This window comes from Streptomyces sp. PTY087I2 (assembly GCF_001687325.1).
Classification (GTDB): Bacteria; Actinomycetota; Actinomycetes; order Streptomycetales; family Streptomycetaceae; genus Streptomyces.
The window spans coordinates 305,942-324,482 of the sequence record NZ_LZRD01000002.1 but is presented as its reverse complement, the minus strand read 5'-3'; the positions used below and the strand labels follow the sequence as shown (position 1 = coordinate 324,482).

The following is an 18,541-nucleotide window of genomic DNA, read 5'->3' as shown; positions in this document are numbered from 1 at the left end:
TCACGCGCAGCCAGTCGCGGGCGCGGCTCAGGCGGACAGGTTCCGGAAAGAAAATACGCCTCATGCTCTCAGAGGAAAGCGTCTCAGATGACCGGAGGTCGGCCCAGCCTCGTCAGCCGCCACACCGTACGCCACTTCATCGGGCGCCGGGTTCCGCAGGGGGTCGACCAGCCTTCCCGGAATCCGCCGAACCATGCCTTCAGCGCGGGCGGCGACGGACGTCTGACCAGGGTCAGCAGCAGCCAGACCCCCGTGTAGAGGGGGACCAGCGGGGCGGGCAGGTTCCGGCGGGCGAGCCAGACCCGGTTGCGGGCGACCATGCGGTGGTAGACCGCGTGCCGGGACGGGGCGGTGGTGGGGTGGTTCAGCACCATGTCGGCGCGGTAGTCGATCATCCAGCCCGCGTCCAGCGCCCGCCAGGCGAGGTCCGTCTCCTCGTGGGCGTAGAAGAAGTCCTCGGGCAGCGGGCCGACCTCGGCGATGACCTTGGTGCGTACGGCGTTGGCGCCGCCCAGGAACGTCGTGACGCGCGAGGAGCGCATCGGGTCGGCGGCCCGCAGCCGGGGCACGTGCCGCCGCTGGGTGGCGCCGGTGTCCGGGTCGGCGATGCGGAAGGTGACGATCCCGAGCCTCGGGTCCGCCGTGAAGGCCTGCCGGCACAGCTCGGCGGTGTCCCGGTTCGGGAGCAGCCCGTCGTCGTCCAGGAAGAGCAGCACGTCCACGTCCGCCCCGCAGGGGCCGAACGCCTCGATGCCGACGTTGCGGCCGCCGGGGATGCCCAGGTTCTCGGGCAGCTCCACCGTGCGCACCCCGGCGGGCACGTCGGGGACCGGGGCGCCGTTGCCGACCACCACGACCTCGATCCGGTCACCGTGCTGGGCGGTGACCGAATCGAGGAGGGCGCGGAGTTCGTCCGGGCGGTTGCCCATGGTGATGATCACCGCGCCCAGTTTCATGGGAAAGGTCACTTCAGCCTGCTGGACGCCAGGACGGACACCAGGTGCAGCAGGGTCTGCAACAGCGCGATGCCGGCCATGACCGCCACGGTCAGGCGGGTGTAGAAGAGGTCGCCCCCGATCGCGTCCACGACGGCCACCACGAGGATCACCAGGGACGCCTCGATACCGAGGATGAGCCGGTGGAACTTGAGCGCGGCTGCGGCCTTGCGGGCCAGCGCCATCCCGGAGGAGCGCGGCTCGGAGGCCGCCTCCTTCACCGGCGGCAGCCCGCCCTGGTGACGGGCCACGCCCACCAGGTCCGTCTCGGCCTTGATCAGGATCGCGCCGAGCGCCGCGAGCGTCCCGAGGAACGCCCAGAGCCAGTCGGTCCGGCCCTCGCCCCAGATGTCGGCGGCCCGCAGGCCGAGGCCCACCAGCACCGCCGCGTCGCACAGATAGGCGGCGACCCGGTCCAGATAGACCCCGCTGAGCGAGTACTGCTTCTTCCAGCGGGCCAGCTCGCCGTCCACGCAGTCGAAGAGCAGGTAGAGCTGGACCATCACCACGCCGAGCACGGCGCCCCAGACGCCCGGCACCAGCAGCGCCGGGGCGGCCAGGGCTCCGGCCAGCGTCATGACGTACGTGACCTGGTTCGGCGTGACGCGGGTGTTGACCAGGTAGCGGTCCACGCGCAGCGAGACCTCGCGCATGTACATGCGCCCGGCCCAGTGCTCGCCGCTGCGCCGGTCCTTCACCCCCGGGGGGTGCACGACCGGACGGAGTTCAGCTACTGATGGTCGAGACATAGTCGGCGTACGCGTCCCTGATCTGATCGGTGGACAGGTTGAGGTGCTCCAGGACCGTGAAGCGTCCCGGACGCGTCTGCGGCGCGTAGTCGACGGCCTTGACGAACTCGTCGACGCTGAACCCGATCTCCTCCGGCAGGACCGGCAGACCGTGGCGGCGCAGTATCGATGCCATCAGGAGGGACTCCTGGCGGGCACCGCGCAGATGCATGGCGAAGCAGGCGCCGAGGCCGACCTGTTCGCCGTGGCTGGCCGCGCGCTGGGGGTAGAGCAGGTCGAAGGCGTGGTTGATCTCGTGGCAGGCGCCGGACGCCGGCCGCGAGTCGCCCGCGACCGACATCGAGATGCCCGTCAGCACGAGTCCCTCGGCCAGCACCTTCAGGAAGCCGTCGTCGCCGACGCCGCCCGGGTGGCGCAGCACGGCCTCGCCGGCCTGGCGGGCCATCGCGGCCGCGAGCCCGTCGATCTCCTCGCCGTTGACCTCGTGGGCCAGCTCCCAGTCGGCGACGCAGGAGATGTTCGAGACCGCGTCGCCGATGCCGGAGCGGACGTAACGGGCGGGCGCCTCACGGATCACATCGAGGTCGATGACCACGGCGATCGGGGTGGGGACCCCGTAGGAGCCGCGCCCGTTGTCGTTGTCGAGCGTGGCGACCGGCGAGCACAGGCCGTCGTGCGAGAGGTTCGTCGCGACGGCGACCATCGGCAGCCCGACCCGCGCCGCGGCGTACTTCGCCACGTCGATGATCTTGCCGCCGCCGAGGCCCACCACCGCGTCGTACCGGTTGCCCTTGATGCCGTCGGCGAGCTTCACCGCGGAGTCGATCGTGCCGTCGGAGACCGGGTACCAGTCGGCACCCGGCAGGACCGGGGCGAGCCTCTCCTTCAGGGCGCGCCCGGAGCCGTCGCTGATCGCGATGGCGAGCTTGCCCGAGGAGGAGATCCGCTGGTCGGCCAGGAGACCCGCCAGATCGTCCATGGCGCCGCGTCGGATGTCGACGACGACCGGGGACGGAATGAGCCGGGTCAGTACTGGCACGCGATCTCCCGGCCCTTCTTGAGGTCGTCGTGGTTGTCGATCTCGACCCAGGTGACGGTGCCGATGGGGGCGACGTCGACGGTGAAGCCGCGGTTCACGAGCTCCTGGTAGCCGTCCTCGTAGTAGAGGTCGGGGTCGCGCTCGAAGGTGGTCTTCAGCGCGTCCGCCAGCTCCTCGGCGGCCTCGGCCTCGATGAGGGTGACGCCGATGTACTCACCGGTGGCGGTGGCCGGGTCCATCAGCTTGGTGATGCGCTGCACGCCCTTGCCGTCCTCGGTGATGACCTTCATCTCCTCGTCGGCGAGCACCTTCTCGGTGTCCAGGGCGAGGATGATCTTCTGGCCCTTGCCGCGGGCGTCCAGGAGGGTCTTCTCGACGGAGACCGGGTGCACGGTGTCGCCGTTGGCGAGGATCACACCGCGCTTGAGGACGTCACGGGCGCACCACAGGGAGTAGGCGTTGTTCCACTCCTCGGCCTTGTCGTTGTCGATCAGCGTGAGGCTGAGGCCGTACGTGGCCTCCAGCTCGGCCTTGCGGGCGTAGACGGCCTCCTTGCGGTAGCCGACGACGATCGCGACCTCGGTGAGTCCGACCTCGGCGAAGTTGGCGAGCGTGAGGTCGAGGACCGTCTTGTCGCCGTCGACAGGGACGAGCGCCTTGGGGAGCGTGTCCGTGTAGGGGCGCAGACGTCGTCCTGCACCGGCTGCCAGTACGAGGCCGATCATGCGAGTTCTCCTTCGTCGTGTACGGCGGGCGCCGAGGAGGACACCCAGAAGCGGATGGACTCCACGAGCACCACCAGAGCCACGGCGACCGCGAGCGCGGTCAGGGCCGTGGTGAAACCTGAGGCATGGGTGAGTACGGCGGCGAGGACGGCCACCAGCGCGGTGCGGCCCTCGTGTCCACCGATCGTCCGCACCAGCCACTGGGGCGGTGCGCCGGTGCCTCCGCGGATGCGGTACACCGTGTCGTAGTGATGGTAGGCGACGGCCGAGACGAGCCCGAAGGCCGCGGGAACGGCGTGCGGGACGTCGCTGCGGGCCGCCAGCACGAGGATCGTGACGTACTCCGCGGCCCGGAAGAACGGCGGTACCAGCCAGTCGAGCGCGCCCTTGAGCGGGCGGGCGACGGCGAGGCCGGAGAGGACCACGTACACCGCCGCTGTGGCGACGGTGAGCCAGCTGCCGTACGGGAGGAAGAGGGCCCCGCCGATCATGACGAGCGTGCCGAGCAGGGCGACGGCCGGAGCCGTGAACGCGCCCCGGAGGCCGGGGGCGACGGCCGCGACACCCTGGGCGAGGGGCCCGGAGTCGGCGAGGTCCGCCAGGGCCTGGGCGGCGCGGTCGGTACGGCTGGCGCGACGGGTCAGGGAGCGCAGCAGGCGGCCCGCGGTGGTGTAGCAGGCGGCGAGCGCGCAGCCGATGAGCAGGGCGTAGAAGACGATCCGGGGCGTGGTGAGCGCGGTGAGGACCGCGATCATGGCCCAGCGCTCGCCGATCGGCAGCACGATCATCCGGCGCGCCCAGACCGTCCAGCCGACGCTGTCGAGCTTGTCGGAGAGGGCGGCGGTGGGGCTGGTGTTGGCGACCGCGTCGTGGTTGGCCTCGTTGAACGAGAAGTCCACGACATGGCGGCAGGCCTGGAGGACCATCGCGCCGAGCGCCAGGACCCAGACGTCATCACCGCCGCGTACGGCGCCGATGGCGAGCCCCGCGTAGTACGCGTACTCCTTGGCCCGGTCGAAGGTGGCGTCCAGCCAGGCGCCCATCGTGGAGTACTGCAACGAGTAGCGGGCGAGCTGCCCGTCGGTGCAGTCGAGCACGAAGGAGACCAGGAGCAGGATCCCGGCGGCGATGTAGCCGCCGCGGGTTCCGGTGGCCGCCGCGCCCGCCGCGACGAGCGCGGTGATCAGGGAGGCGGTGGTGACCTGGTTCGGGGTGAGGCCCCGGCGGGCGCACCAGCGGGCGATGTAGCGGGAGTACGGGCTGATGGCGAAGGTGGTGAAGAAGCCGTCGTGGGCCTTGACCGCGCTGCGCAGCCGTACCGCCTCGTCGTCGACCTCGTCGCGGGCGCTCTCGGCGGCCGCCCGCGCTCCGGCGTCGGTGGGGACGGTGGCGGTGAGCGAGCCCAGCTCGGGGCGCTTGACGGCGGTGCCCTCGGCCTCCAGCGCCACGGCGATCCGGCCGGGGACGGTGCGGTCCTCGGGCGCCGGGTCGGTGTCGGGGGCGACGACGGGGGCGCCCGCGCCGACGGCGGCCGTGGTGTGCTGGAGCGCGCGCAGCAGGGCGCCGCGTGCCTCGGGCAGGGCGGTGAGCGCGCCGGGCACGGCGGCGGCGGCGAAGCGCGGGTCGGTCAGGCCGAGCCGCAGCGCGTGGACGTGGCCCACGAAACGCGGATCGACGAGGGCGACCCGGCGGCCGGCCGGGACGGCGGCGAGGAGGGCTGCGGCATCACCGGCGTCGGCGGCGGTCTGCACCTCGAAGCCCAGGGAGCGCAGATCGTCCGCGAGCGACGACCCGGGTACCGGCGTACCGGTGAGGATGGCGGTCGACAGACGAACTCACTCCTTGGCACTGACGTGGACGACACACGGCGGCGCGGCCACATGGCGGGCCGGCGGCGTGTCGGCTGAGGCTATCGGATGAACGGAAGACCGAGTTCACCACCCGTTTGTGCGCCGTTCGGGTGGACCTGCGACAGTCGGGCGCCGTTCGCGATCATCATCATCGATCGGGGGCCCGGCCCACAAACCCGCGGAGGCGGGCCGTACGAGGGCTGCGCTTAGGCTGGCGGTCATGACATGGCTGATCACAGGCGGGGCGGGTTACATCGGGGCACACGTGGCGCGGGCCATGGTCGCGGCGGGCGAGCGGGTCGTGGTGCTCGACGACCGCTCCAGCGGCGTCGTCGAGCGGCTGCCGGACGCCGTCACGCTGGTGGAGGGCTCCGCTTCCGACCGGGCCCTGCTGGACCGGGTGCTGGCCGGGCACGCGGTGAGCGGTGTGGTGCATCTCGCGGCGAAGAAGCAGGTCGGCGAGTCCGTGGAGCAGCCGCTGCTGTACTACCGGGAGAACGTCGCGGGCCTTGCCGTCCTGCTGGAGGCCGTGGTCGCGGCGGGGGTGCGGCGCTTCCTCTTCTCGTCCTCGGCGGCCGTGTACGGCGTACCGGACGTGGACCTCATCACGGAGGAGACGCCCTGCCTCCCCATCAACCCGTACGGCGAGACGAAGCTCACCGGTGAGTGGCTGGTGCGGGCCACCGGCAAGGCGCACGGGCTCTCGACCGCCTGCCTGCGGTACTTCAACGTGGCGGGGGCGGCCGCGCCGGAGCTGGCGGACACCGGGGTCTTCAACATCGTGCCGATGATGTTCGAGCGGCTGACGCACGGCGAGGCCCCGCGGATCTTCGGTGACGACTACCCGACGCCGGACGGCACCTGTATCCGCGACTACATCCATGTCGCCGATCTGGCGGAGGCGCACCTCGCGGTCGCGCGGCGGCTGGACGAGACGGGCGCGGGCGATCTGACGCTGAACGTCGGCCGGGGCGAGGGCGTCTCGGTACGGGAGCTGGCGGACGTGATCGGCGAGGTGACGGGGAGCGACCTGAAGCCGGTCGTCGAGCCGCGCCGGGCCGGGGACGCGCCGAAGGCGGTGGCGTCGGCCGCGCGGATCACGGAGGAGCTGGGCTGGACGGCCGGGCGGGGCGTGCGCGAGATGGTCGAGTCGGCGTGGGAGGGCTGGTGCCTGCACCACCCCGAGGCCCGTCCCTGATCGGCTCCGGGCGGCGTCCTTGATCGTGTCAACGCTCTGACCTGCGAACCATTTCCGCAGGTCAGAGCAGATGACAACGGTGTTCAGTCCCGTGTTGCCCCATACCCCCCACCCGTAGTTCACTGGGCCTGACCGGGGCGGTTGTGCCCCGGCGTGTCCTACGGACCTGGAGGCGTTTCGCATGGGGGCTGGCCACGATCACGGGCATACGCACGGCGGGCCGCCTCCGACCGGAACGGCGGCCGCCGCGCACCGGGGACGGCTCCGGATCGCCCTGGCGATCACGCTGAGCGTGATGGTCATGGAGATCGTCGGCGGCGTGCTCTCCGACTCCCTCGCCCTGATCGCGGACGCCGCCCACATGGCCACCGACGCCCTGGGACTCGGGATGGCGCTGCTCGCCATCCACTTCGCGAACCGCCCGGCCGGTCCGAACCGGACCTTCGGCTTCGCCCGCGCGGAGATCCTGGCGGCGCTCGCGAACTGTCTGCTGCTCCTGGGGGTCGGCGGCTATCTGGTCTTCGAGGCGGTCGAGCGGTTCATCACCCCGGCCGAGACGAAGGGCGGACTCGCCATCGCGTTCGCCGCGGTCGGCCTGGTGGCCAACGTCGTCTCCCTGTCGCTGCTGATGCGCGGGCAGAAGGAGAGCCTGAATGTGCGGGGCGCCTATCTGGAGGTGATGGCCGACACCCTGGGCTCGATCGCCGTGATCGTCTCGGCGGGGATCATCATGGCGACCGGCTGGCAGGCCGCCGACCCGATCGCCTCGCTGGTGATCGGCCTGATGATCGTCCCCCGGACGGTCAAGCTGCTGCGGGAGACCCTGAACGTGCTGCTGGAGGCGGCCCCCAAGGGCGTGGACATGGCGGAGGTACGGGCCCACATCACGGCCCTGCCCGGGGTGCTGGACGTCCACGACCTGCACGCCTGGACGATCACCTCGGGGATGCCGGTGCTCTCCGCCCATGTGGTGGTGCGCCAGGACATGCTCGACTCGGTAGGGCACGAGAAGGTGCTGCACGAGCTTCAGGGCTGCCTCGGGGACCACTTCGACGTGGAACACTGCACCTTCCAGCTGGAGCCGAGCGGTCACGCGGAGCACGAGGCGCATCTCTGCCACTGAGCGATGGGGCGGGGGCGCCGCCCCCACCGGCTCCTTCCCCGTCTCCCGGGTTCCGGGCCGGGTCCCCTCCTCGCCGGACCGGGCCGGAACTCCTTTCACGCAAGGGTTCCACGTTGACCGACCACACCGACCCCCGGTGGACCACCCGCCCGGAGACCCCGGCGGACCGTGCGACCGTCCACGGCGTCAACACCGCCGCGTTCCCCACCCAGGACGAGGCGAACCTCGTGGACGCCCTGCGGGCCGACGCCGAGGCGTGGCTGCCGGAGCTGAGTTACGTCGCCGAGGCCCCGGACGGGTCCATCGCGGCGTACGCGCTGCTCACCCGCTGCCAGGTCGGCGACGCCCCGGCGCTCGCCCTCGCCCCGGTGGCCACGGTCCCCTCCTACCAGCGGCAGGGGGCGGGGCAGGCCGTGGTGCGGGCGGTGCTGGACGCCGCCCGGATGCGCGGTGAGGCGCTGGTGCTGGTGCTCGGTCATCCCGAGTACTACCCGCGCTTCGGTTTCGGTCCGGCCTCGCGCTACGGGATCCGGCCAGGTTTCGAGGTGCCGGACGAGGCGATGATGGCGCTGGTACTGGACGATTCCGTTCCTGTTCCGGCGGGCCTGATCCGCTATCCGGCGGCTTTCGGCGTCTGACGGCCCGTCCGTCCGGTCGCGGGGTGCGGCGGGCCGGACATGCCCGGCCCCGGAGTGCGGACAAGCGGCTTTTGTACGGCAGACTTGACCGGACTCCAGGGGCCCGGCGCACGAGGCCGGGGACCAAAGCGAAGGATGGGTATGCCGACCACACCAGCCACCGCGACGCACAGCTCGTCGAACGGCACCGCAGAAGCGATCATGCTCGAACTGGTCGACGAGAACGGCACCACCATCGGCACCGCGGAGAAGCTGGCGGCCCACCAGGCCCCCGGGCAGCTGCACCGCGCGTTCTCCGTGTTCCTCTTCGACGAGCAGGGGCGGCTGCTGCTCCAGCGCCGGGCACTCGGCAAGTACCACTCCCCCGGTGTCTGGTCGAACACCTGCTGCGGACACCCCTACCCGGGCGAGTCCCCGTTCGCGGCCGCCGCCCGGCGTACGTACGAGGAGCTGGGCGTCTCGCCGTCGCTGCTGGCCGAGGCGGGCACCGTGCGCTACAACCACCCGGACCCGGCGTCGGGCCTGGTGGAGCAGGAGTTCAACCACCTGTTCGTGGGAATGGCGCAGGAGGCCCTGGAACCGGACCCGGAGGAGGTCGGCGAGACCGCCTTCGTGACGGCGTCCGAGCTGGAGAGGCGGCACGCGGACGACCCGTTCTCGGCGTGGTTCATGACGGTGCTGGACGCGGCGCGGCCGGCGATCCGTGAACTGACGGGGCCCTCGGCGGGCTGGTGACCCTCGGCCCGGTCGCGTACGGGGGGCGGGGGGCCGGACCGGTGGCGTACGGAGTTCCGTGCGGAGGCGTCCGGAGGCGGGCGTACCGTCGCGTACGGGGCGGTCAGAGCTGCGTCTTCAACGGCAGCGCCGCCCAGATGATCTTCCCGCCGCTCGCGGTGTGCTCGACGTCGCAGGTGCCGCCCGCCTCCGCGGTGACCACCTTGACCAGCAGCAGTCCCCGGCCGCCGGTCTGGGCGTAGTCCGTCTCCAGGGCGGTGGGGCGGTAGGGGTGGTTGTCCTCGACCGAGACCCTGACCCAGTCGGCGCCGATGGCCACCTCGACGGCCAGCTCGGGCGAGAGCAGCGCCGCGTGCTTGACGGCGTTGGTGACCAGCTCCGAGACGATCAGCAGAAGCCCCTGGAGGATGTCGTCCTCGATCGGCACGCCCTGCCTGCCGAGCAGGTCGCGTACGGCGTGCCGGGCGCTGGGCACGGACGCCTCCACGGCGGGGGCGGTGAAGCGCCACACCCCCTCGTACGACACGGGATCGGCAGGGGCACTCCCGAGGCTCTCCATCGTCCGGCACCAGCTCTCACTCGCACTGCACTGACCGTCGAGTAAAGAGTGTGGGAATGGCTTGGTCCGGACCGTGCCACTGACCGGAAGTAGCCAGGTATCGGCGCTATTCGACCAAACCTGTAGGTCGCTGATGACCGGGTGACTACTTCTGCTCGTCTTCTGGTGCCGCGATCGACTCGTCCGCGGTCGGGACTGTCTCATCGAGCCGCTCCGAAACCATGCTGACGATACGTCGGCCGCCGATGCCGATGGCGATCAGGCCGAGTCCGTCGAACAGCAGCGCCAGCGAGAAGAAGCAGCCGAGCACGTACAGGCTGCTGTGCGGCCAGTCGAACAGCACCAGCAGGCCCAGCAGCAGGCCGAAGGCTCCCTGTAGCAGCGTCCACCCCATCTGCGGGCCGCGCACCACGACGCTGCCGACGAGCCGGAAGACCCCTCCGGTCAGGAAGAGCAGGGCGGCGAACATGGTCAGCGCCTCGGCGGTGCCCTGGGGGTGCTTGATGACGACGACGCCCGCGGCGATGTTGAGGGCCGCTACCACCACGCCCAGCCAGAAGTAGCTCGTGCCGCGCGACTCGATCGCGTGCAGCAGCCCGACCAGTCCTCCGACGAGCAGCAGCCAGCCGAAGAGCAGCATCGAGGTGAGGGTCGCCACACCGGTGTAGACGAGCCCGATGATGCCCGCGATCACCAGCAGCGTGCCCAGCAGCGCCAGCCAGCCGAAACTGCGGCTGAGCTTCCTGCCCTCGGTGGTGGGTCCGTTCATCGACAGCTCCTCACGGTGCGTGCCCGGCTCGCGACCCCTTCCTGATCATAGGTTCGAACCGTGGGGATAGCATCCGGCGCATGGACCGTACGGAACCCCGCCTGAGCACGTCCGTCGAGCGCGGCGTCGCCACCGTCGTGATCACGAACCCCGCCAAACGGAACGCGATGACCACCGCGATGTGGCGGAGCCTGCCGGAGCTGCTGGAGCGGCTGGCGGCCGATCCGGAGGTCAGGGTGCTGGTGCTGACCGGGGCCGGGGACACCTTCTGCGCCGGGGCCGACATCTCGACGCTGCGGGAGACCGCGGACACGGCCCAGGGCCTGGCGGTTGAGGCCGAGGAGGCGCTCGCCGCGTTCCCCCGGCCGACGCTGGCAGCGGTGCGCGGCTACTGCGTGGGCGGCGGCGGTCAGCTCGCGGCCGCCTGCGATCTGCGGTTCGCGGAGGAGGGGGCCTCCTTCGGGGTCACCCCGGCCAAGCTCGGCATCGTCTACCCGGCGTCCTCGACCCGGCGTCTGGTCGCCCTCGTCGGCCCGGGCACGGCGAAGCATCTGCTGTTCTCCGGCGAGCTGATCGGCACGGAACGGGCGCTGCGCACCGGCCTGGTCGACGAGGTGCTGCCGCCCGGCGGCCTCGACAAGCGGGTGGAGGAGTACGTACGGGTGCTGGCGTCCCGGTCGCAGCTGACGCAGGCCGCGGCGAAGGAGTTCACCGCGGGCCGGACGGACCGGGACGCCCACTGGGCCGCCGAGGCGCGCGGCAGCACGGACACGGCGGAGGGCGTCGCCGCGTTCCTGGAGCGGCGCGCGCCGCGGTTCACCTACACCACGGGCCCTACCGGGTGATGTGGCGGCTCCTGGCCCGCCATCGGTCCGCCCCGGGCCGGCCATCGGCCCGGTGTCGGCCCGGTGTCGGCCCGGTGTCGGCCCGGTTCAAAGGGAGCCGGCCCTCCCCCGGGGTTCCACGTCGTACCGACCAGTCGGTAACGTGCGGGCATGAGTACTCTCCCGGCCCGCGCGGAGCGCCGCTGCCACAACGCCGTCAACCCGCTGCACTCCTGCCTCTTCTTCTCCCCCGACCTGGGCACGGAGATGGCGAAGATCGGCATCGAGGACTCCATCGCCGCCTACTTCGCCACCCGCGCCGCCGCGCTCGGCGCCGTGGGCGCGGGGACCGTCGGCGCCACCTTCTACAACTTCAACCCCGCGCTGGTGGCCCGCCATGTACCGGCCGTCTGGGAGACCGCCTCCCCCGAGGTGGTCCTCGAAGCCCGGCTGCGGGCGGCGGACGCGACGCTGCGGCGACTGCTCGGCGAGGAGATCATCGCCTCCGACGAGATGGCGGAGGCGGCCCGGCTCGCCCTGCGCGCCACCGAGGCCTGCACCCCGCACGCCCGCCCGCTGTACGCCGCGCACGCGGAGCTGCCGGTGCCCGAGGAACCGCACCTGGCGTTCTGGCATGCCGCGACCCTGCTCCGCGAGCACCGGGGCGACGCCCACCTGGCCGCGCTGCTCACGGCCGGTCTCGACCCGCTGGAGTCGCTCGTCAGCCACACGGCGACCGGCAAGGGCATGGCGATCCGCTGGATCCTGTCCTCCCGGGGCTGGCGCCGCACCGACTGGGAGGCGGCGTCCGAGCGGCTGCGGGGGCGCGGACTGCTCGCGGTCGGCGAGGAGCTGGCGCTGACCGAGGCCGGCACCGCGCTGCGCGCCGGGGTCGAGGAGGCGACGGACCGCATGGACATCGCCCCGTACGAACACCTGGGCGCGGAAGGCGTGGAGCGGCTCACCGAACTCGCCCGCGGCTTCCTCTTCACGGCCGCGGCGGCGGGCGCGTTCCCGGCCTCGGCGACCGGCCGGGGCTGACCCGGGACGGACCCCGGCACCGCCCGGGCCCCCGCGCACCGCGTCGGGGCTCCCGGGCGTGTTGCCCGAGGTCACGCGACACGGCCCCCGGCCACGCGGCACAATGCAGGCCCGGGGTGATGCCCCCGGCAAGCAGATACGTGCTCATCGCGACCCGAGCACGGCCAGCACAGCCAGTACGAGAAGGCGAGTCGGGAAAACCGTGACGACGTCCATCGAAGGCAGGATCGCCGAGGAGCTCGGCGTACGTGAGCGACAGGTCAGAGCGGCGGTCGAGCTGCTCGACGGCGGATCGACCGTGCCGTTCATCGCGCGCTACCGCAAGGAGGCGACCGAATCCCTCGACGATGCGCAGCTGCGCACGCTGGAGGAACGGCTGCGCTATCTGCGGGAGCTGGAGGAGCGGCGTACGGCGATCCTCGATTCCGTACGCGAACAGGGCAAGCTCGACACGGCGTTGGAGGCGAGCATCCGGGCGGCCGAGACCAAGGCGCGCCTGGAGGACATCTATCTGCCGTTCAAGCCCAAGCGGCGCACCAAGGCGCAGATCGCCCGGGAGGCGGGGCTCGAACCGCTGGCGGACGGGCTGCTCGGCGACCCGTCGGTCGATCCGCTCGCCGCTGCCGCCGCGTTCGTGGACGGCGACAAGGGGGTGGCGGACGCGGCTGCCGCCCTGGAGGGCGCACGCGCGATCCTCACCGAGCGGTTCTCCGAGGACGCCGACCTGACCGGCGAGCTGCGTGAGCGCATGTGGACGCGCGGGCGGCTGGCGGCGAAGGTGCGTGAGGGCCAGGAGGAGGCGGGCGCGAAGTTCGCCGACTACTTCGACTTCGCCGAGCCGTTCACCGCGCTGCCCTCGCACCGGGTGCTCGCGATGCTGCGCGGCGAGAAGGAGAACGTACTCGACCTGGTCCTGGAGCCGGACGGGCCCGAGGCGGCCGAGCAGCCGGGCCCGTCCGCGTACGAGAACATGGTCGCCCGCCGCTTCGGCATCGCCGACCGGGGCCGGCCGGGCGACAAGTGGCTGGGCGACACCGTGCGTTGGGCCTGGCGGACCCGGATCCAGGTGCACCTGGGCATCGATCTGCGGCTGAGGCTGCGTACGGCGGCGGAGGACGAGGCGGTGCGCGTCTTCGCCTCGAACCTGCGGGATCTGCTGCTCGCCGCCCCGGCCGGGACGCGGGCCACGCTGGGCCTGGACCCCGGTTTCCGTACGGGCGTGAAGGTCGCGGTCGTCGACGCCACCGGCAAGGTGGTGGCCACCGATGTGGTCCACCCGCATGTGCCCGCCAACAAGTGGGACCAGGCGCTGGCGAAGCTCGCGCACCTCGCGAAGGAGCACGCGGTCGACCTGATCGCGATCGGGAACGGCACCGCGTCCCGTGAGACGGACAAGCTCGCGGGTGAACTGATCGACAAGCACCCGGAGTTGAAGCTCACGAAGGTGATGGTCTCGGAGGCGGGTGCCTCGGTGTACTCCGCCTCCGCGTTCGCCTCGCAGGAACTGCCCGACATGGACGTGTCGTTGCGCGGCGCGGTGTCCATCGCGCGGCGGCTCCAGGACCCGCTGGCCGAGCTGGTGAAGATCGACCCGAAGTCGATCGGCGTCGGCCAGTACCAGCACGACCTGTCCGAGGTGAAGCTCTCGCGGTCCCTGGACGCGGTCGTCGAGGACTGTGTGAACGGCGTCGGCGTGGACGTCAACACCGCTTCCGCGCCGCTGCTTTCACGGGTCTCGGGGATCAGCTCGGGCCTCGCGGAGAACATCGTGGCGCACCGGGACGCCAACGGCCCGTTCCGGTCCCGCAAGGCGCTCAAGGACGTGGCGCGCCTCGGTCCGAAGGCGTACGAGCAGTGCGCGGGCTTCCTGCGGATCCGGGGCGGCGACGACCCGCTGGACGGTTCCAGCGTGCACCCGGAGGCCTACCCGGTGGTGCGCCGGATGGGGAAGAGCGCGGGCGGCGAGGTGGCTTCGCTGATCGGCAACACGGACGCCCTCCGGGCGCTGCGCGCGGCGGACTTCGTGGACGACATGTTCGGGCTGCCGACCGTGACGGACATCCTCAAGGAGCTGGAGAAGCCGGGGCGCGACCCCCGACCCGCTTTCCGCACGGCGACCTTCAAGGAGGGCGTCGAGAAGATCGGCGACCTGGAGCCGGGCATGGTGCTGGAGGGCGTCGTGACGAACGTGGCCGCGTTCGGCGCGTTCGTCGACGTCGGCGTCCACCAGGACGGTCTGGTGCATGTGTCGGCGCTGTCGAAGACGTTCGTGAAGGACCCGCGCGACGTGGTGAAGCCCGGGGACATCGTGAAGGTCAAGGTCATGGACGTCGATGTGCCGCGCAAGCGGATCTCGCTGACGCTGCGGCTGGATGACGAGCCCGGCGGCTCCGGCGGCGGGCAGCAAGGTCGCGGCGAGCGCGGCGGCCGTCCGCCGAAGCAGCGCCAGGGCCAGCCGTCCGGTGGTGGCGGCCAGGGCCGTCAGGGCGGCGGCCGGGACCGGCGCGGTGGCGGGTCGCGGCAGGGCGGCCAGGGCGCTCCGGCTCCGGCCAACAGCGCGATGGCGGACGCTCTGCGGCGGGCCGGGCTGGCGGACCCGAAGCAGGGTGGCGGCGGCCGGGGGCGCTGAGCCCGTCGCTCTCCGCCCCGGGGACCATCGGCAGGGCTGCCGGCGCCGGGACAGGCCGTGGTCCGGTCATCGTCCGGTCGTGGGCGTGGTGACGAGGTGTGGGTACGCGGCGGTCCTTGCGCTCGGCAAGGGCCGCCGCGACACCGTGGCTGCTGTCCCGTGAAGACGGGCGGCGAGCGGGGAGCTCGCGGTGCGCCGACGCCCTATCGGTCCTCGCGCCGACGCGCGAGATGGAGCGTGACGTCGGCCTCCATCTCGACCACCTCGGGCACTACCCGCCCGATCCGCCTGAACAGCTCTTCCCGTTGCGCGGGAGCCAGTACGAGATAGGCCGAGATCGTGGAGAGGTGGCCGAGGTAGTCGCTCGCGCTCAGCGCATAGCGCCGTTCGATGACCGACTGCCGCACGTCGGTGAACCACGGGGACTGCTGGAGTTCGGTCCCCGGCCACTGCATGGCGTGTTCCGGGGGCGTCCCGTCGGGGGACGGGATCTCGTCGCTGTCGAGGAACGGCTCCCGCACCGTGCGTACGGCTTCCTCGACAGCCGGGTCGGCCAGTCGCAGAGGCCCGCCGAACGAGGCGAAGACACCGCCGGGCCGCACCAGTTCGGCCATGCGCGACCACCTGCCCTCCGGCCGGGTCCAGTGCAGCGAGGCCGCCGCGTAGACGAGCCCGTACGTCTCACCCAGCCGCAGCTCCTCGAAGGCGGCCCGCTCCGTGCGGACGCCCGCCGGCACGTGCTTGCGCAGCTCGGCGAGCATGGCCGCGTCGGGGTCGGTGGCGGTGACCGCGGCCACCCGCCGGGCGAACAGGCGCGTCGCCTTGCCCGTTCCCGCGCCGATCTCCAGAGCGGTGTGAACCGGGTGCCCCGCGTAGGCCATCACTCGGTCGAGGAGTATCGGAGGATAGCCGGGCCGATACCGTTCGTACGCTTCTGCTGTTGCTCCGAAACTCACTGCGCGACGGGACATACCGACAAGCCTGGCATCGGCTCGCCGATCCCGCTCAGACTTCCTTGATCTGGCCGTCCGCCACTTCGATGCGACGCGTCGTGCGGACCGCCTCCAGCATCCGGCGGTCGTGCGTGACCAGCAGCAGGGTGCCCGTGTACGTCTCCAGGGCCGCCTCCAACTGCTCGATGGCGGGCAGGTCCAGATGGTTCGTCGGCTCGTCGAGCACCAGGAGGTTCACACCCCGGCCCTGGAGCAGGGCGAGGGCGGCGCGGGTGCGCTCCCCGGGGGAGAGGCTGGTGGCCGGGCGCATCACATGGTCGGCGCGCAGGCCGAACTTGGCGAGCAGGGTGCGGACTTCGGCCGGTTCCGTGTCGGGCACGGCCGCGCAGAACGCGTCCAGCAGCGACTGTGCCCCGAGGAACAGCTTGCGGGCCTGGTCCACCTCGCCGACGACGACGCCCGAACCGAGCGTGGCGTTCCCGGAGTCCAGCGGCAGCCGCTCCAACAGGGCGGCCAGCAACGTGGACTTGCCCGCGCCGTTGGCGCCGGTGATGGCGACCCGGTCGGCCCAGTCGATCTGGAGCGAGGCGGGGCCGAAGGTGAAGTCGCCGCGCACGACACGGGCTTCGCGCAGGGTGGCGACGACGGATCCGGAGCGCGGGGCGGAGGCGATCTCCATCCGCAGCTCCCACTCCTTGCGGGGCTCCTCGACGACGTCGAGGCGTTCGATCATGCGCTGGGTCTGGCGGGCCTTCGCGGCCTGCTTCTCGCTGGCCTCGCTGCGGGCGTTGCGGCCGAGCTTGTCGCCGTCGGTCGCCTTGCGGCGGGCGTTCTTGACGCCCTTGTCCATCCAGGAGCGCTGCATATGGCCGCGCGCTTCGAGGGATGCCTTCTTGTCGGCGTACTCCTCGTAGTCCTCGCGGGCGTGCCGACGGGCGGTCTCGCGCTCCTCCAGGTAGGCCGCGTAGCCACCGCCGTACAGGTTGATCTGCTGCTGGGCGAGGTCCAGCTCCAGCACCTTGGTGACCGTGCGCATCAGGAACTCGCGGTCGTGACTGATGACGACGGTGCCCGCGCGCAGGCCGGACACGAAGCGCTCCAGGCGCTCCAGCCCGTCCAGGTCGAGGTCGTTGGTGGGCTCGTCGAGCAGGAAGACGTCGTAGCGGGAGAGCAGGAGGGAGGCGAGTCCGGCGCGGGCCGCCTGTCCGCCGGAGAGCGCGGCCATGGGCCGGTCGAGGCCCACGGTCAGCCCCAGCTCGGCGGCGACCTGCTCGGCCCGCTCCTCCAGGTCCGCGCCGCCGAGGGCGAGCCAGCGCTCCAGGGCGTCGGAGTACGCGTCGTCCGCGCCCGGGGCTCCCGCGACCAGGGCCTCCGTCGCCTCGTCCATGGTGCGCTGGGCGTCGGCGACGCCGGTGCGGCGGGCCAGGAAGGCGGCCACGGTCTCGCCGTCGCGGCGCTCGGGCTCCTGCGGGAGGTGGCCGACGGTGGCGGTGGGCGGGGAGAGCCGCAGCTCGCCCTCCTCCGGCCGGTCGAGCCCGGCGAGCAGACGGAGCAGGGAGGACTTGCCCGCCCCGTTGACTCCGACGAGACCGATCACGTCACCGGGGGCGACGACGAGGTCGAGCCCGGCGAAGAGCGTGCGGTCGCCGTGTCCGGCGGCGAGGTCCTTGGCGACGAGGGTGGCAGTCATCAGGGTGCCGATCCTAGTCGGCGGCGCTGGGTGCGCCTGCCGGTGCCCGGGCATGCCCCTGCCGGCGCCCGGCCCGGCTGTCTTTCCGTTCTCGGCCGTCCTTCCGTCCTCCGCCGGGCGGCCCAAGGGCACGGGGACACGGGGACGGGGGTCCTGGGGCCCTGCCCCCCGGGCCCCCGTCTCCGGGCTGTCAGCCGACGTGGTGGACCAGCTGGGTGCTCAGTTCGTATCTCGCCCCGACGATCGCCAGCTCCCCGGCGGCCACCTTCGCCGCGAGGTCCGCCTCGCGCGCCAGCCGGGAGCGGACCAGGCGGACCTGGGCGCTGACCGTGGCGTCGACCCGGGCGTCACCGTGCTGTCCGTGCACGATCGCGGGCCTGATCTGGTCGGCGACGTACTGGATGTGCGCGGGCAGGCTCTCCCCCGTCTCCTCCGCGTGCACCGCGGCGGCGACCGCGCCGCACGACTGGTGCCCCAGGACCACGACCAGCGGGATGCCCAGTTCGAGGACGCCGTAGGCGATGCTGCCGAGGACCGCCTCGTCCAGCACCTCGCCGGCCGAGCGGACCGTCATCAGGTCGCCGAGCCCCTGGTCGAAGACCAGCTCCGGCGGGACGCGGGAGTCGATGCAGCCGAGTATCAGCGCGAACGGCGACTGGCCGGAGACCAGGGCGCTGCGCACCCCGGCGGTCTCGTGGGGATGCCGCTGGTGGAGCGTGCGCCAGCGGCGGTTGCCGGCGGCGAGTTCCTTCAGCGCCGCGGCCGGGGTGGCGGGCCTCGCGGCGGTCGCGGGCCCGGTGCGCGGGGCGGCGCCCACGGGCGAGGAGCCCGCGGCGAGCACGCCCGCCGCCGCGGTGGCGGCGGAGGCGCGGAGCAGGGTGCGGCGCGTGGTCGGCGCCGTGCGGGGGGTTCGGGTGATTCTCACGCGCGGACGTTAACCCCCGTATCGTGTACGGGAGTTGACGCCGGACAACCCTTGGCCTGACCTTGACCAACTCTTGGGCGGGTGCGGACGGGACACCCG

17 protein-coding genes are annotated in these 18,541 nt (G+C 72.2%); 7 read left to right on the top strand and 10 right to left on the bottom strand.

Annotated features, from left to right (window positions below):
- Nucleotides 1-83: 83 nt before the first annotated feature.
- The 5 genes from A3Q37_RS03250 to A3Q37_RS03230 are packed head-to-tail and all read right to left on the bottom strand — an operon-like array spanning nt 84 to nt 5,259.
- On the bottom strand, nt 84-956 hold the full coding sequence (locus A3Q37_RS03250; protein WP_176711335.1) for a glycosyltransferase family 2 protein: 873 nt from the start codon (nt 954-956) through the stop codon (nt 84-86).
- Between the two features lie 8 nt (nt 957-964).
- Complete coding sequence (locus A3Q37_RS03245) at nt 965-1,744, bottom strand: CDP-alcohol phosphatidyltransferase family protein (RefSeq protein WP_079137634.1); 780 nt, start codon at nt 1,742-1,744, stop codon at nt 965-967.
- Nucleotides 1,722-2,783 carry an iron-containing alcohol dehydrogenase family protein gene (locus A3Q37_RS03240; protein WP_065477225.1) on the bottom strand — a complete coding sequence of 354 codons (1,062 nt, stop codon included), beginning with the start codon at nt 2,781-2,783 and terminating at the stop codon, nt 1,722-1,724. The genes A3Q37_RS03245 and A3Q37_RS03240 overlap by 23 nt, the downstream gene beginning before the upstream one ends.
- Nucleotides 2,771-3,508, bottom strand: a complete 738-nt coding sequence (locus A3Q37_RS03235; RefSeq protein ID WP_065477223.1) for a sugar phosphate nucleotidyltransferase — start codon at nt 3,506-3,508, stop codon at nt 2,771-2,773. The genes A3Q37_RS03240 and A3Q37_RS03235 overlap by 13 nt, the downstream gene beginning before the upstream one ends.
- Nucleotides 3,505-5,259 (bottom strand): DUF5941 domain-containing protein, encoded by a 1,755-nt coding sequence (locus A3Q37_RS03230; protein WP_065477220.1) that lies wholly within the window; start codon nt 5,257-5,259, stop codon nt 3,505-3,507. Before A3Q37_RS03230 ends, A3Q37_RS03235 begins: the two co-directional genes overlap by 4 nt.
- Nucleotides 5,260-5,578: 319 nt before the next feature.
- Here A3Q37_RS03230 and galE point away from each other — a divergent pair, with 319 nt between their 5' ends.
- From galE to idi, 4 genes are all read left to right on the top strand, one after another.
- A complete protein-coding gene (gene galE, locus A3Q37_RS03225) occupies nt 5,579-6,556 on the top strand; it encodes a UDP-glucose 4-epimerase GalE (protein WP_065477218.1) in 978 nt (325 codons plus the stop codon).
- Nucleotides 6,557-6,737: 181 nt separating this feature from the next.
- Nucleotides 6,738-7,679 (top strand): cation diffusion facilitator family transporter, encoded by a 942-nt coding sequence (locus A3Q37_RS03220; protein ID WP_065477215.1) that lies wholly within the window; start codon nt 6,738-6,740, stop codon nt 7,677-7,679.
- Between the two features lie 113 nt (nt 7,680-7,792).
- Nucleotides 7,793-8,317 (top strand): GNAT family N-acetyltransferase, encoded by a 525-nt coding sequence (locus tag A3Q37_RS03215; RefSeq protein ID WP_065477213.1) that lies wholly within the window; start codon nt 7,793-7,795, stop codon nt 8,315-8,317.
- A 141-nt stretch (nt 8,318-8,458) separates the two neighbouring features.
- Nucleotides 8,459-9,052, top strand: coding sequence for an isopentenyl-diphosphate Delta-isomerase (gene idi / locus A3Q37_RS03210; RefSeq protein WP_065477211.1), 594 nt, complete (start codon nt 8,459-8,461; stop codon nt 9,050-9,052).
- A gap of 103 nt (nt 9,053-9,155) precedes the next feature.
- On the opposite strand, the gene A3Q37_RS03205 is transcribed toward idi, so the two are convergent.
- On the bottom strand, nt 9,156-9,611 hold the full coding sequence (locus tag A3Q37_RS03205; RefSeq protein ID WP_029182052.1) for an ATP-binding protein: 456 nt from the start codon (nt 9,609-9,611) through the stop codon (nt 9,156-9,158).
- 145 nt (nt 9,612-9,756) lie between these two features.
- Entirely contained in the window at nt 9,757-10,380 is a 624-nt protein-coding gene (locus tag A3Q37_RS03200) for an HdeD family acid-resistance protein (protein ID WP_065477209.1), read from the bottom strand.
- Between the two features lie 80 nt (nt 10,381-10,460).
- Here A3Q37_RS03200 and A3Q37_RS03195 point away from each other — a divergent pair, with 80 nt between their 5' ends.
- From A3Q37_RS03195 to A3Q37_RS03185, 3 genes are all read left to right on the top strand, one after another.
- Complete coding sequence (locus A3Q37_RS03195; protein WP_065477207.1) at nt 10,461-11,225, top strand: enoyl-CoA hydratase/isomerase family protein; 765 nt, start codon at nt 10,461-10,463, stop codon at nt 11,223-11,225.
- Nucleotides 11,226-11,375: 150 nt separating this feature from the next.
- Nucleotides 11,376-12,245: an SCO6745 family protein gene (locus tag A3Q37_RS03190; protein ID WP_065477205.1), complete on the top strand. Its 870-nt coding sequence runs from the start codon at nt 11,376-11,378 to the stop codon at nt 12,243-12,245.
- A 202-nt stretch (nt 12,246-12,447) separates the two neighbouring features.
- Nucleotides 12,448-14,874 carry a Tex family protein gene (locus tag A3Q37_RS03185; protein WP_065477203.1) on the top strand — a complete coding sequence of 809 codons (2,427 nt, stop codon included), beginning with the start codon at nt 12,448-12,450 and terminating at the stop codon, nt 14,872-14,874.
- Nucleotides 14,875-15,077: 203 nt separating this feature from the next.
- On the opposite strand, the gene A3Q37_RS03180 is transcribed toward A3Q37_RS03185, so the two are convergent.
- From A3Q37_RS03180 to A3Q37_RS03170, 3 genes are all read right to left on the bottom strand, one after another.
- Nucleotides 15,078-15,755, bottom strand: coding sequence for a trans-aconitate 2-methyltransferase (locus A3Q37_RS03180; protein ID WP_255311719.1), 678 nt, complete (start codon nt 15,753-15,755; stop codon nt 15,078-15,080).
- 124 nt (nt 15,756-15,879) lie between these two features.
- The gene (locus tag A3Q37_RS03175) at nt 15,880-17,517 is read right to left on the bottom strand and encodes an ABC-F family ATP-binding cassette domain-containing protein (protein ID WP_065477199.1); all 1,638 of its coding nucleotides are present in this window, start codon (nt 17,515-17,517) and stop codon (nt 15,880-15,882) included.
- A 190-nt stretch (nt 17,518-17,707) separates the two neighbouring features.
- Nucleotides 17,708-18,442, bottom strand: coding sequence for a carbonic anhydrase (locus A3Q37_RS03170; protein ID WP_065477196.1), 735 nt, complete (start codon nt 18,440-18,442; stop codon nt 17,708-17,710).
- Nucleotides 18,443-18,541: the final 99 nt, after the last annotated feature.